Origin of the sequence: Wandonia haliotis (assembly GCF_039523435.1) — a bacterium.
Classification (GTDB): domain Bacteria; phylum Bacteroidota; class Bacteroidia; order Flavobacteriales_D; family Crocinitomicaceae; genus Wandonia; species Wandonia haliotis.
Genome location: NZ_BAAAFH010000022.1, coordinates 863,917 through 877,565 on the forward strand (window position 1 = coordinate 863,917; position 13,649 = coordinate 877,565).

13 protein-coding genes are annotated in these 13,649 nt (G+C 39.6%); 2 read left to right on the forward strand and 11 right to left on the reverse strand.

From position 1 onward, the window contains the following. The first annotated feature begins 89 nt into the window (after positions 1–89). A complete protein-coding gene (locus tag ABDZ97_RS16440) occupies positions 90–395 on the forward strand; it encodes a hypothetical protein (protein WP_343790391.1) in 306 nt (101 codons plus the stop codon). 46 nt (positions 396–441) lie between these two features. Here ABDZ97_RS16440 and ahcY read toward each other — a convergent pair whose 3' ends face one another. Together ahcY and ABDZ97_RS16450 are read right to left on the reverse strand one after the other, a co-directional pair. Further along, positions 442–1,752, reverse strand: a complete 1,311-nt coding sequence (ahcY, locus tag ABDZ97_RS16445; RefSeq protein WP_343790394.1) for an adenosylhomocysteinase — start codon at positions 1,750–1,752, stop codon at positions 442–444. Positions 1,753–1,873: 121 nt separating this feature from the next. Then, positions 1,874–3,553 (reverse strand): DUF6909 family protein, encoded by a 1,680-nt coding sequence (locus ABDZ97_RS16450; protein ID WP_343790397.1) that lies wholly within the window; start codon positions 3,551–3,553, stop codon positions 1,874–1,876. Between the two features lie 116 nt (positions 3,554–3,669). Here ABDZ97_RS16450 and ABDZ97_RS16455 point away from each other — a divergent pair, with 116 nt between their 5' ends. Further along, positions 3,670–4,329 (forward strand): peroxiredoxin, encoded by a 660-nt coding sequence (locus ABDZ97_RS16455; protein ID WP_343790400.1) that lies wholly within the window; start codon positions 3,670–3,672, stop codon positions 4,327–4,329. 100 nt (positions 4,330–4,429) lie between these two features. Here ABDZ97_RS16455 and ABDZ97_RS16460 read toward each other — a convergent pair whose 3' ends face one another. The 9 genes from ABDZ97_RS16460 to ABDZ97_RS16500 all read right to left on the reverse strand — a co-directional run bounded on the left by ABDZ97_RS16460 (position 4,430) and on the right by ABDZ97_RS16500 (position 13,646). Next, a complete protein-coding gene (locus tag ABDZ97_RS16460) occupies positions 4,430–5,266 on the reverse strand; it encodes a universal stress protein (RefSeq protein ID WP_343790403.1) in 837 nt (278 codons plus the stop codon). Positions 5,267–5,428: 162 nt separating this feature from the next. After that, positions 5,429–5,911: a hypothetical protein gene (locus ABDZ97_RS16465; protein ID WP_343790406.1), complete on the reverse strand. Its 483-nt coding sequence runs from the start codon at positions 5,909–5,911 to the stop codon at positions 5,429–5,431. A gap of 75 nt (positions 5,912–5,986) precedes the next feature. Beyond that, positions 5,987–6,373, reverse strand: a complete 387-nt coding sequence (locus ABDZ97_RS16470) for a hypothetical protein (RefSeq protein WP_343790408.1) — start codon at positions 6,371–6,373, stop codon at positions 5,987–5,989. Beyond that, the gene (locus tag ABDZ97_RS16475) at positions 6,360–7,502 is read right to left on the reverse strand and encodes a mechanosensitive ion channel family protein (RefSeq protein WP_343790411.1); all 1,143 of its coding nucleotides are present in this window, start codon (positions 7,500–7,502) and stop codon (positions 6,360–6,362) included. The genes ABDZ97_RS16470 and ABDZ97_RS16475 overlap by 14 nt, the downstream gene beginning before the upstream one ends. A 4-nt stretch (positions 7,503–7,506) precedes the next feature. Then, the gene (dnaG, locus tag ABDZ97_RS16480; RefSeq protein ID WP_343790414.1) at positions 7,507–9,474 is read right to left on the reverse strand and encodes a DNA primase; all 1,968 of its coding nucleotides are present in this window, start codon (positions 9,472–9,474) and stop codon (positions 7,507–7,509) included. After that, on the reverse strand, positions 9,474–9,890 hold the full coding sequence (locus ABDZ97_RS16485) for a toxin-antitoxin system YwqK family antitoxin (protein ID WP_343790417.1): 417 nt from the start codon (positions 9,888–9,890) through the stop codon (positions 9,474–9,476). Before ABDZ97_RS16485 ends, dnaG begins: the two co-directional genes overlap by 1 nt. Before the next feature lie 8 nt (positions 9,891–9,898). After that, positions 9,899–10,870, reverse strand: a complete 972-nt coding sequence (locus tag ABDZ97_RS16490) for a polyprenyl synthetase family protein (RefSeq protein WP_343790420.1) — start codon at positions 10,868–10,870, stop codon at positions 9,899–9,901. Positions 10,871–10,934: 64 nt separating this feature from the next. Beyond that, positions 10,935–12,464, reverse strand: a complete 1,530-nt coding sequence (locus ABDZ97_RS16495; RefSeq protein ID WP_343790423.1) for a carbon-nitrogen hydrolase family protein — start codon at positions 12,462–12,464, stop codon at positions 10,935–10,937. A gap of 150 nt (positions 12,465–12,614) precedes the next feature. Further along, positions 12,615–13,646, reverse strand: coding sequence for a PorP/SprF family type IX secretion system membrane protein (locus ABDZ97_RS16500; protein WP_343790426.1), 1,032 nt, complete (start codon positions 13,644–13,646; stop codon positions 12,615–12,617). Positions 13,647–13,649 lie beyond the last annotated feature (3 nt).

The following is a 13,649-nucleotide window of genomic DNA, read 5'->3' on the forward strand; positions in this document are numbered from 1 at the left end:
AACATTACTTAATTCAGTTCACTTGGAATGGAGTGAATTAATTCTTATTTTTATAGAAAGAGGTATATTACAAAGTAAAGTCAAAAGCTATGAAACGAACACATCAATATGGAACCATAACGGAAGCAATTAACGCATATCGTCAGAAGGGCTTTGTCGTTGATTTTAACCTGGAGGAGAACTGCATCATTTGTGGTAACGATAAATACAATGTAGATGATTTCGAGATTATAGAAGTTTATCACTATGAAGGGATGACGGATCCCGCAGATGAAGCAACCGTGTACGCTATTGCTTCAAATAAGGGGGTAAAAGGCATTTTAGTTACCGGCTACGGCCCTAATATAGAGCCTATGTCTGCAGCTTTACTTCAAAAATTAAACTTCCAAAAATAAAAATGCCGGGGTTTTCCCGGCATTTCTTTTATACGATATACTCTTTTTAGTATCTGTAATGTTCTGGTTTGTAGGGACCTTCTACGGTTACTCCAATATAGTTCGCCTGATCTACAGTAAGTGTTTCAAGTTCCACCCCGATCTTCGCAAGGTGTAACTTCGCTACCTTCTCATCAAGATGTTTTGGCAACATATACACATCATTTTCATACTTGTCACTGTTATTCCACAATTCAAGCTGAGCTAATGTCTGGTTTGTAAATGAGTTCGACATTACAAAAGATGGGTGTCCGGTTGCACAACCAAGATTTACTAGGCGCCCTTCAGCCAAAAGAATGATTTCTTTTCCGTCCAGTTCGTATAAATCAACCTGTGGTTTGATTTCTGTTTTGCTTGCTGAATTTTTATTCAACCACGCTACGTCAATCTCGTTATCAAAATGTCCGATATTACATACGATTGTTTTATCTTTCATTTTCTTAAAGTGACGATCCACAACGATGTCTTTATTTCCTGTAGTGGTAACCACGATATCCACATTATCCACCACTGAATCCAGTTTTTTCACTTCAAATCCATCCATTGCAGCCTGTAGAGCACAGATAGGGTCAATTTCAGTAACGATCACACGTGCTCCTGCACCACGCAAAGAAGCAGCAGACCCTTTACCTACATCACCATAACCGCATACTACAGCTACTTTACCTGCCATCATAACATCTGTAGCACGACGAATAGAATCTACAAGTGATTCTTTACACCCATACTTGTTATCGAATTTCGATTTCGTTACAGAGTCATTAACGTTAATTGCCGGCATTACCAACGTACCGTTTTTCTTACGGTCGTAAAGACGGTGAACTCCTGTTGTTGTTTCTTCAGAAAGTCCTTTGATATCTTTTGTTAATTCAGGATAACGGTCAAATACCATATTTGTAAGGTCACCACCATCATCAAGAATCATGTTTAATGGTTGTCCTCCTTCGAATGCAAAAAGTGTTTGCTCTATACACCAGTCGAACTCCTCTTCATTCATTCCTTTCCAGGCAAAAACAGGAATTCCCGCTGCTGCAATTGCTGCTGCTGCATGATCCTGTGTAGAGAAGATATTACAAGATGACCAGGTAACATCTGCACCCAACTCCACCAATGTTTCAATTAAAACAGCTGTCTGGATAGTCATGTGAAGACACCCTGCAATTCTTGCTCCTTTCAATGGCTTTGATGCACCATATTCCTCACGCAACGCCATCAGACCAGGCATCTCTGCCTCTGCCAATTTAATTTCTTTTCTTCCCCAGTCTGCCAGACTGATGTCCTTAACCTTATAGGCCAATTTTTCTTGTGTATTACTCATTGAGCTAAATTTTCATTTTTAAAATGCCATACAAAAATAAGCAATTAAGTCCTCATAATCAAAAAAGAGCAAATGAGAAGCTAAACTTTTAACCTCTTTGACACCTCAGACACTGAAGTTTCTAGTCTACAAGTATCTGCGCCAATATTTTCCGGGTGATCAGATAGGTTGGTTTCACACCTGTCAATCCTAATCCTCCTGATGCCAGCGTACTACCTGTTTCCAACGGGTTATCCGAGGCGTAATACGCATACCTGACTTTCACGTTATCATCAATGTTTTTACGTATCCGAGAGGCGGCCTGAATAGCTTTTTGATAGTGGGCTCCTTCCATTTCCAATCCAACGACTCTCCACGAAGACTTTTTAAAATAAGTCAGCATTTCTTTGTTTTGAAGCGAAGTTCCCAGTACCGTTATCATAGTTCCCTGAACGACCGGAATTCCCGAATCAGCAAAGTCATCAACTGTCAATTCATTTGTAAAGGGGTAATTATCAGCTGTTCCTTCGAAAATATGTGCATCGGGAATCATAATATCTCCTTTGTCTCCGGTTAATATCCCTGCTTTCCCCATAACAGAAACTGAAGCTATATTCATTTTCAGATCATCTTGTCCGGGCACTTTATAAGGTTTCAACAATTCATCCATTGTTTCAAAAGCCTGTTCACCAAAAGCGTAATCCATTACCAGCAAAATGCCGTCCTGCTTACAACAAATCGTTTCTTCCTCATTCAAAAAAGAATTTTCCAGATTAATAGCTGACAAATCAAAAAGCTGTACATCAATGTTCGTCCCCGACTGGTCTTTACAGAAAATCATCCCGTTTTTTCGGGCGTATGCTTCAATTTTTGTTCGCAAACTCTCGTTTTCGGGTTGACTGAGTAGCGAATAAACATCATAAGCAGGCATCCCCTCTATTTTCTTTCCAAGCGCCTGTTTTGCATACAGACTATTCATTACACTGTGTAAGTTCGCTGAAATAATATGCAACGGTCTACCTCCCAGTTTCTTCTCGTGTAATGCCTTTTTAAGGTTGTTTGCCCAAATCTCTCCGTGAATATGATGTCCAATCCTTTCCCTGAGTACCGGGCTGAATGTGATTGTTCGTTTTTCATCCTTAACTACCTCTGCGATCGCTTTTCTTCCCAACCAGTATATTGTCTTTAAAAAGCGATTAGGTTGTTCGTCTGTCGCTAATTTTTGGTGAATATCCCTTACCTCGTCAAATGTTCTCCCAATAATTGCTGCTGCATAAACAAAAGTGATCTCCAGTTCCTTTTGTGAAAGGTTTTCCGACAAAGCCGCCTGTTCCAGTTTCAACCAGTCTCTTGATACGCCTCCCGACTCCTTCAAGGCTCCATTAGCAATTTTAGCCGACTCAATAAAAAGAAAGGTAAGATGTGTCAGAATATCATAAATATCCGATCGCCCCCGTGTTATTTCAACATTCATTTGTTCGCTATCGATCCGGTAACAATTTCTTCTCCTCTTAGAAGGGATAATAGGGACAAAGTTTGAGTTTGCGTAGCCTTCACTTGAAGTGAGATTAATAACACTGCATTCTTCAATTCCTTCCGGTAACCGATCTAAGACATAAACAAGACCGTTCAATTCCACCTTTTCTTCTGCTATCGAACCATAGATCTCCGGTTTCAGTTGCAACAACCCTTCTCTGAGGGTTGTTCCTGAAACTCCCATCGGTTTATAAAACCCCCTGTTGAAAAGGTGGCGCATCGTAATATATATTCTCTCAATTGCCTGTGTTGCTTCCTGTGCCGGCGTACGTTTTGTTTTGTACATACAGTTTGTTTTCGTGTCTCGTAAAGTTAAACATAAATCGTGACAAATGTCACTGTACAGGAGAACCCTCAGGGTTACCTTTGTATAAAATGATAATCACTAATAATCAAACAAATATGGAAAATACAGATAACAAAGAAATGTATAGCATGCCCCGAATCGGTGATGTAGCTCCCGATTTTGAAGCGGTAACTACAAAAGGAAAAATTCGATTTTCAGAGTTCGCAAAAGATAAATGGACGGTTTTGTTTTCGCACCCTGCAGACTTTACTCCGGTGTGTACAACTGAAATGAGTGGTTTTGCTCTCCGTAAAGAAGAATTTGATGCGCTTAACACTGAATTGATCGGTCTGAGTATTGACAGTATCCATTCGCATCTTGCCTGGGTGAATAACGTTGACGAGAAAACGGGAGTTTACTTTGACTTTCCGATTATTGCCGATTTGGACATGAAGGTATCTAAACTGTATGGGATGCTTCAACCAAATGAAAGTGAAACAGCAGCTGTGCGGGCAGTTTTCTTTATTGACCCGGACAAAAAAATCCGTCTGATCATGTACTATCCGCTAAATGTCGGGCGAAATATGGACGAAATCATCCGGGTTCTTGAGGCATTACAGTTCTCTGACAAGCATAAAGTAGCCATTCCTCTGAATTGGAAAAAAGGCGATAAAGTAATTGTTCCACCACCTAAGACACTGGATGAAATGAAGGCTCGAAAAGCAGATGATTCTCTTGAAAAAGTAGATTTTTATCTGGCCAAAAAAAGCATCTAGTCATAATTTACACAAAAAATACCGCTACAGTTTGTAGCGGTATTTTTATTTCCTCAAGACAACCGGGAAAGTATCCCGATTGGAAAGAATACACGTACACTTATTTTACTTTGACCGTTAATACCGGACGGTGTACTTTATTTACAATATCCGTAGTTACTGATCCATTAAACAGTAACGCCAAACCTCTTCTTCCCGATGTGACAGTACAAATCAGATCAACATCATGCATGGAAGCAAACTCATTGATTCCGGTTTGAACCGATTCAGCATTAAAGACATGACACTCATATTTTTTCAAGCCCTGAGACTCAGCAAACTCATTCATTCGTTTTGTCAATGGACCTGTATAAAAGAACTCTCCTTTCGTTACAACATGAAGCAATTCAAGTTTGGCATCAAATAATTCGGCAAACTCTTTTATCGGAGCAAATGATTGGTCAATCTTCTCTGAAAAATCTCCGGCGAACAGAATGTGCTCAAATGTATTGTTCTCCACCTCATCTTTGATAGCTATAACAGGAACTTCTGACATTCTCACCACTTTATCTGTATTACTTCCGATAAAGTAATCACTCACAAAACCTGACGTTCCGTGTGTTCCCATAACGATAAGATCTATTCCATGTTTCTTTGCCTGATCTGTGATTGACTCATACACACCATCAAAACTTACAGCTTCTATACATTTGACTCCCTTTAAAAAGTCCATTGCAAATAAATCTGCAAAATGCTTTTTAATCATTTTAAGGATATGTATTCCCTCTGCCATGTCCTGCTGCGTCTGAAAAGGTAAAATACCACTTTCATACGTAGGCATTGTCGCCACGTGCAGGAAGTATACTTCTGCTTCTGTTTTTTTGGCTATGGATGCTGCCAGCTTGCAGGCATTTAGTGCGAATTCAGAAAAATCAGTTGGAACGAGAATCTTTTTCATCTTATTTCATTTATGCGTGTTCAACAAAATTAGGGTTTCACATCAATCAAATTCTGACATTAGTCATATTCGACTCCTGAAATTAAGCATTTTCTGTCAAAAAAGATAAAATACAGGCTGATTTACGTAAATACATATTTACCAGCCTGTTTTTTTTCTTCTTTAGTTACGCTTTACAATTTCCCGAAGTTTCTTTTCCCATTTCTCGGCGATTTCAATTTCCTGTTCTATAAGCGGAGTTTCTTCCGCATCGAAAATCAAAATCTTACCGGAAGATTTTCCTCTGCCAGCAACTGTATCAAGAACAATTTCAATTCGCTCAATCACTGAGCGCGACTCACCATGTTCATGTACACGATAACTGGTTTTCACCTGATTCACTGAGCGGTACTCCTTCAGATCAAAATACTGAACGTTTTTCCCGGCATCATTGGCAAAAAGAATATTTCGGTTTGTATCCAGTCCTATCACTGACTCTCTCCAGATTTCATACTCAGTGATTACACAATTTACTTTATTTGCCTCAATGTTTAATTCATTTACCAATCGTTTCTTTCTTTTGTTTTTAGCGCGAACGATTAAGATAAAGGGTAACGCACAGATTCCTATCATCAGTGCTGATACCACTGCTACTTCTATATCCATTTAACTATTTATTTAATCCAAAAAATCAGACTCTTTCATTAGAGTCTTTACAACTTCCACAATAAGTTGCCGGGATTAAAAAAAGAAATGAAACGGAAAGGCTATATCCGTAGATGTGAATTGAAGATCCGGTTGATCACTTAAATTGGTACGGCAGTATTGCCGGTTACTTATAAAAACCGTAACAGAACTAATCAATCCGGAACAAACCGGAGTATTATCGCAATCCGGTTCAGTTTCAAACTGAGAAGTTCTCAGTGGCGTATTTAACAATACTGCCCCCTGTAGTATTTCATCTATTGATTGATGACCGTTATCAATAGATGAAGAAATATCAAGAGCAAATTCTTTTTGATTTTGTCCGATCTCCTTACCACTCCAGGCTAAAGTACTAAGGAGAAAAAAGTACGTTGCGACCAATCCACTAAGGAACAAAAGACCTGTATTTCTATTGCTTCTCATTATCTAAAGAATTTTCAAAATCAGAACTCTTGTGTAACACACGTTGCGGAAGCGGAATACGTATTCCATGTTCGCGAAAAAGCCGGTCAATCTCGAAACGAATTTCCGACTTGTAAATTTCTATTCGCCAGCTTTGATCTGCCCAAAAAACCAAATCCATCTTTAGTCCGTTATCTCCGAATTCAAGCAGTCGAACAAATACATTTCTGTTTTTTTTCACCTTCGGATGACTCATAGCTGCCTGACATAACAGACGCTTTACAAGTTCTGTATCCGCGCCGTACTGAATCGTTATCGGAATAGAGAATCGGGTAAGTGGCGTGCCGAAATTCCAGTTTTCGACGTACTCCTGAGTCAATTTCGCGTTCGGAATGATATAGGTGTTTCCTTCACGGGTCTCGATCTTCGTCGTACGCATATTTATCTTCAACACTTTTGCGACTAACGGCTCGCTTGAACCTTCATTAATTTCGATAATATCCCCCACTTTTATTGAGCCTTCGAGAAGAAGAATAAATCCCGAAACCATATCTCTGAACAGGTCCTGAAGTCCCAGACCAACCCCGAGTAAAAGTCCTGTTGCAGAACCGACAAGAATTATCAGATTAACGCCTAAGCTTTGAATACTAAAAAGGATGACAAACGTATAAATGATGTATTTGGCAACCTGAAAATAAACATACTGTGTTCCCGAATCTATTTCCGGATTTTCCTTTGCTTTTCTTTCCAGGAACAGCTTAACAACATTCAGAAGAATTTTAGCTCCAAAGAACAGTCCGAAAATCAGAAAGATGTGGTAAATAGCAAAATTGAATCCTTCTATATCATCAACAATGCGATGCGTGAGAAATTCAGAAACTGTCACCTGCGGGTTATTAATTTTAAACGAATTAACCGCTATAATTATGGTGATAACGTAAATGAGTTGTTTTACAATTTTATGTCCTGTGAAGTTTCTTCCTTCAATTTCCAGAGAAGCTCTCTTCAGCGTCGATCTCAGGTTGCGCTCAATAAACTTGCGAACAATAAAAGCTACGAGAAAAATAAGTACAATTACAATGACGTTAATCAGCGCCACATCTACAGCACCTAACCGAAACAGCTTTGTATATAAGAAACTTTCTTCCATCCTCTCAAATACGTCCAAGCTCCATACTCAATGATCGTTTAGCCCGATCACAGCGAATTTGCTCATTCAAAAGTACTAAAATTTCATCCGCATTACCACTTGTGTCCAGTTCTTTTATCTGTTTCCTGATTTCTGACAATTGTAATTCGATTACCATCAATTTAAACAGGTAAACAGCTCCCATCACCGCTTTCTCCAGTTTATCTTCTTCGGATTTGGTGTCAATCTGGTGTTTCAAAAACCAATTGTTACTAAGCGAGTATTCCGAAGACTCAATATCTGCCACTAACCGAACGATCTCCAGATCATCACTGTTCAAAAATGTCTTAGGACCGTAAAGGATATTCTCTTTTACTCCCTCTGCCATTTTATCATACACTTTCCGATAAAGGGGCGTTACTATTTCCAGCTCATCCTTCTCCAGTTCGTGAACGATCAACTGAATTACGCTGGTTTCAATAATTTCTTTTTCACCTTCTTCATTGATGTGCGGTACTTCAATTGCATAGATCCCCATTTTCAGCATAACGCGAATAAGTTCCAGTTCGGCATCTTTTAAAAGTCGCTTTGCATCCGGTTCTTTCTCTGCTGTGTTTTCCTGTACCGGAGACACTCTTTCCGTTGGCAATTGAGAAACAGGTTGACCGGTTGCTTTTGCCAGTTGACCTTTCCGGATTTTATTCAATTCCACCACGAGTGTGGCTTCTTCCATATCAAAGATTCCCGCACATTCTTTGATATATACCGACCGTGTAATCGCATCGGGAATAAGTGCGATAGAAGAAACAATCGCTTTGATGAGTTCCGCCCGTTTAATGGGATCATCAGCCCCATCTTTTAGTAGTACGTCCGCTTTGAAGGAGATAAAGTCCTGTTTGTTATCACGGATGTAAGTCTGTAACTCTTCCGTTGATACTTTTCGGGAATATGAATCCGGATCATCTCCGTCCGGGAATAGAATCACATTCACATTCATCCCTTCTTCAAGGATCAGGTCGATTCCCCGAAAGGATGCTTTTATACCTGCAGCATCCCCATCATAAAGGATCGTAATTGTTTGGGTATACCGCTTGATTAATTTGATCTGTTCTTTCGTCAGAGAGGTTCCGGAAGAAGCGACTACATTCTCTACCCCGCTCTGGTGTAAACTGATCACATCAGTATATCCTTCTACCAATAAACATTCATCCTGTTTGATGATAGCGCCTTTAGCGAAATAAAGACCATAAAGAATCCGGCTTTTGTTATAGATTTGACTTTCAGGAGAATTGAAATACTTCGCAATTCCTTTATCCGCCTTCAATGTTCTTCCTCCAAATCCAAGCACACGACCGGAGATACTATGAATCGGGAACATTACTCTTCCTCTGAAAAAATCAAAGCGTCTGTTCTCTTTTACTTTCGTAAGTCCTACTTTGACAAGATAATCCTGTTTGTATCCTTTTTTTATGGCTGTTTCTGTCAGATCTGATCCGTTATCCAGACAGTATCCCAATTGAAACTTCCTGATAATGTCCTCCCGGAAGCCCCGTTCAATGAAATAAGACTTGCCAATCGCTTTTCCCTCATCTGTTTCGAACATATTTGAGGAGAAATGTTTTTGGGCAAACTCATTAATGATGTACAGACTATCCCGCTCATTTGCCTGTGCTATTTCTTCGGGTGTTTGCTCTCTCTCTTCTGGGATTTCAATGTTATACTTGGTAGCCAGCCATTTTAACGCTTCGGGATAACTAAAATGTTCTAATTCCATCAGAAAGGAAACAACATTCCCTCCTTTTCCCGTACTAAAACATTTAAAAATCTGTTTCGCTGGCGAAACCATGAAAGAAGGGGTTTTCTCTTCTGTAAAAGGGCTCATCCCTTTCAGGTTAGAACCTGCACGTTTTAACTGAACAAACTCCCCGATTACTTCCTCAATACGGGCAGTCTGAATAATATCATCAATAATATTTGATGGTATTCTTGCCATCACTTAAACTCCTTTTCCGAAATAAGGTTCCCATCCGGATCATAGGTTCTCCACACCCCTATTTTTTTATCGTTTTTATATTCTCCAACATAGCTGGTATTTCCGTTTGGGTGATAGACAATCGAATATCCTTCTTTGATTCCGTGTAAATAATACGTTGCGCTGATTTTCTGACCACTCTCGTTGTAAAATTCCCAGACACCGTGACGACGTCCCTCATCATCTACCGTACCAATAATTTTTATCTGCTTTTTCCCGGGATAGTACTCTCTGTACCATTCACGGGTTTGCTCTATTAATTGTTCTTTTGGTTGCTCCTGAGCAGTCTTATTTTCTCTTTTCTTCACCGGATCAGGCGTATTTTTACAGGCCATCATCACCCCTGCCACAACCAAAAACATATACCAACTTCTCATATCTATTCTTATTTCTCCCTCGTTGTTGTGTATTCAACCAAACCTATGAGTGATCTTTTTGCCGGTGAGTCCGGAACATCTTCAATCAATTCAAGAGCTTGCTGTTTTATTTCCATCATTCGCTGATGCGCATATTTAACACCTCCTGATTCAACAACAATACGAATTGCCTGTTTCACTTTTGCAGGCTCTTCGTTATAACGTTTCACAATATTAATTAGTGTCTGCTTTTGTTTTTCACTCCCCTTATTCAGCGCATATATCAAGGGAAGCGTAATTTTTCGTTCGCGGATATCATTTCCTGTCGGCTTCCCGATTTTCTCATCCGTCCCGTAATCAAAAATATCATCTTTGATCTGGAAGGCTAATCCCACCAATTCTCCAAAACGATACATTTTCGCTGCAATATCTTCCCGATCTACAGAAACTGCTGCCGCTTCACAACAAGCAGCTATTAAAGACGCTGTTTTCTGACGGATCACTTCAAAATAGACCTCTTCCGTAATATCCAGTTTTCGTGCCTTTTCGATTTGAAGTAATTCTCCCTCGCTCATTGCTTTAACCGCCTTTGCGACAATCTCCAGAGAACGAAAATCTTTATTATCAATGCTAAGTAAAAGACTTCTTGAAAGCAGGTAGTCTCCAACTAATACTGCTATTTTATTCTTCCAAAGTGCATTAACGCTAAAAAAACCTCTCCGTTCATTTGCATCATCCACGACATCATCGTGTACTAGTGTTGCTGTATGCAGCAGTTCCATAAGTGAAGCCGCGTTATAACTTCTTTCGTTTACCTCTCCCAACATTCTGGAAACCAGAAAAACAAACATCGGACGCATTTGTTTTCCTTTTCGTTTTACAATGTAATGGGTAATTTTATCCAGAAGAGCGACATTAGATTGCATAGACTGTCTGAATTTCTCTTCAAACAATATAAGTTCTTCGGCAATCGGCTCTTTTATTTCTTTTACTGACAACATACTGATGCAAATATAGGCATACGGTTGTTACCCAAATACAAAATATCTGTTAAAACGGGCGGACTTACTCTCCTTTATACTTCAGTTGGAAAACGTCCGTTCTTCTGTCTTTCAGGTTTCTTACGGCTCCATTTTCATGTAATTCTTTCAGGAGATCCAAATCCACATCTGAAATCAGAATCATCTCGGTATTGGGTGTTGCTTCCGCCTTTACACCATTAGTAGGAAAGGAGAAATCACAAGGGGTAAATACTACAGATTGTGCAAACTGAATATCCATGTTGTGTACCTTGGGCAAATTCCCTACTGATCCGGCAATAGCAACATAGCATTCATTTTCTATCGCTCTTGCCTGTGCACAATTTCGCACTCTGGAGTAACCATTCTGGGTATCGGTAAGAAACGGAACGAATAAAATATTCATGCCCATATCTGCCTGAATTCTATTCAGCTCAGGAAACTCTACATCATAACAAATCAGTACACCTATCTTCCCACAATCTGTGTCAAATACACGCACTTTGTCTCCTCCTGACATACCCCACACTTTTTCCTCGTCAGGAGTAACATGAATTTTAATGTAGTCTTCTATCTCACCGTTCCGCTTACACAAGTATCCCACATTATACAACTTATCTTCTTTTATAAGTGGCATACTTCCGGTAATGATGTTAATGTTGTAGGAAATAGCCAATGCAGAAAAACGATCCCGAATCTCTTCAGTATAGGATGCCAACTTTCGAATGGAATCCGGTTCGGACAAGTGATTGTATGCTGCCATTAAAGGTGCATTAAAAAACTCAGGAAACAACACAAAATCTGACCGATAGTCTGACACCGCATCAATAAAATATTCTGCCTGCTCCATCAAATCATCCAGATGTTTATAGGGACGCATTTGCCATTGCACCAACCCCAAACGAACTACGGACTTCCCGGGAACTACTTCTTTCGAATCCGGTTGGTTTTCGTAATAGATATTGTTCCACTCCAGAAGTGCTGCATATTCCTGTGATTCTTTATCTCCACTGAGGTAATTTCTCAAAATTTTCTTTACGTGAAAATCATTCGATAGCTGGAAATTCAAAACCGGATCATGAATTTCTTTCATCCGCACCTTGTTAATGTATTCTTTCGGGGTAAGTTCTTCTGCATATTTGTGATAATTCGGCAAACGTCCGCCAAAGACAATCCCTCTCAGGTTAATTCGCTCACATAGGTCTTTCCGATAATCATACAACCTTCTTCCAAGACGCATCCCTCTGAAATCAGGGTCTATAAACACATCTATACCATATAACGTATCGCCGTTTTTTTTGTGGGTAGAGAAAGTATAATTTCCCGTAATCTGGGCATAACTATGATACTTTTCAACATCTTTATAATCTACTATCAAAGCCAATGCACAAGCCACCAGTTTGCCATCAACTGTTATTCCAACCTGTCCTTCGGGGAATAACTTAACCAGTTTTTCTACCTGGTGTTTTTGCCAGGCGGAATTAGGCATAGAGCTATATACCCTTTCCATAATGGCTTTTAATTCATCAAAATCGTCCAGGTTAATCAGTCGAAGGTCTATTTTGTCAATACTCATTCTGAATTTTAATTTATTAGTCCTCGAAAAGTTAACTAAAAAAAGCGCCGGATACACATCCGACGCTTTTAAATAATGTTAATTATGTCTCCCGATTCCGGATTTTCGGAACAGGATCGTATAACATTTAACTTATGAAAAAAACAACCACTATATCCTTGCTCTTGTTGTAGCTAAAGGGCTTGGCATTACCCAACGCACAAAAAACTCTATGCCCCCTCTTGCTCTTGATGCTGCTGTAAGTGATGACAGGTTAACATCGTAGGCAGCGCCAATTTCTAACCCTGACCATTGAAAAAGTGCCTTTATGATAAGCGCATCCTGATTCCGATAAAATGCACCTAATGCAAAGCTTGTTCTTTCAAGGTTTGTTGTCCTTCTTGAACCTTCCTGAAGTATATACCTGGCATAGGTACCGAATAGTATTTCCCGGGCTTTTCCCTGCTGATGATAATAAACCCCCGGTTCAATAATAAGATTTGAATTACCAATTCCAAATGCACCATTCACAAAACCGGAAAACCGCATATACATTTTCTCGTCTGTCTGATTTATAAACGAAAAGGAAGGACGATTAAGATGATACACTCCAAAACCTGCGTTCACTTTTGTCGAGTTATTGGCAGACATATACATTTCTTCTGCACTAAACGTATATACAATTCCGGCTCCGGCATCAAACATATGAAATGAAGCCGAATTAAAGCTCTCTCCACTCGACAAGTTTCCATTGTATGCCATACCATCATACTGACTTCCCCACTTCCCTGCAGCCGGATTGAACGATCGTTGTGCCCATCCGACATAAGCTCCTCCTCCGAATGTATGCCCATCACTTAATAAAACGTGATAAGCAACGTTCAGATTGACATTATTAGTAGTAACTCTCGCTGCACCTGCCCTGTCATTGAAAAAATTCAGTCCTAAGGCAAGATGTCCTTTTTTACCTCTTTTGTTTGGGTTTACACGCATATCAAAAGAAGCGGCCATTGTCTGAAATGGTTCCGCAACACTGTTCCACTGTGTTCTGTAATTTACAATTGCCTGCAGATCATGATTAGCACCTGTCAATCCCGGGTTTAATGTTAACGGAGAATAAGACATCTGCGAAAAGTGCACATCTTGTGAAAGCACACTGTTCATAGATAGTAATGCACATACAAGTATTAAAATTCGTTTCATAGG

Bases quoted from the DNA above. Each gene is read 5' to 3' on its own strand.
- ABDZ97_RS16440 (WP_343790391.1), top strand. From the start codon at position 90: ATGAAACGAACACATCAATATGGAACCATAACGGAAGCAATTAACGCA.
- ABDZ97_RS16465 (WP_343790406.1), bottom strand. From the start codon at position 5,911: ATGGATATAGAAGTAGCAGTGGTATCAGCACTGATGATAGGAATCTGT.
- ahcY (WP_343790394.1), bottom strand. From the start codon at position 1,752: ATGAGTAATACACAAGAAAAATTGGCCTATAAGGTTAAGGACATCAGT.
- ABDZ97_RS16495 (WP_343790423.1), bottom strand. From the start codon at position 12,464: ATGAGTATTGACAAAATAGACCTTCGACTGATTAACCTGGACGATTTT.
- ABDZ97_RS16460 (WP_343790403.1), bottom strand. From the start codon at position 5,266: ATGAAAAAGATTCTCGTTCCAACTGATTTTTCTGAATTCGCACTAAAT.
- ABDZ97_RS16500 (WP_343790426.1), bottom strand. From the start codon at position 13,646: ATGAAACGAATTTTAATACTTGTATGTGCATTACTATCTATGAACAGT.
- ABDZ97_RS16490 (WP_343790420.1), bottom strand. From the start codon at position 10,870: ATGTTGTCAGTAAAAGAAATAAAAGAGCCGATTGCCGAAGAACTTATA.
- ABDZ97_RS16470 (WP_343790408.1), bottom strand. From the start codon at position 6,373: ATGAGAAGCAATAGAAATACAGGTCTTTTGTTCCTTAGTGGATTGGTC.
- ABDZ97_RS16450 (WP_343790397.1), bottom strand. From the start codon at position 3,553: ATGTACAAAACAAAACGTACGCCGGCACAGGAAGCAACACAGGCAATT.
- dnaG (WP_343790414.1), bottom strand. From the start codon at position 9,474: ATGGCAAGAATACCATCAAATATTATTGATGATATTATTCAGACTGCC.
- ABDZ97_RS16485 (WP_343790417.1), bottom strand. From the start codon at position 9,890: ATGAGAAGTTGGTATATGTTTTTGGTTGTGGCAGGGGTGATGATGGCC.
- ABDZ97_RS16475 (WP_343790411.1), bottom strand. From the start codon at position 7,502: ATGGAAGAAAGTTTCTTATATACAAAGCTGTTTCGGTTAGGTGCTGTA.
- ABDZ97_RS16455 (WP_343790400.1), top strand. From the start codon at position 3,670: ATGGAAAATACAGATAACAAAGAAATGTATAGCATGCCCCGAATCGGT.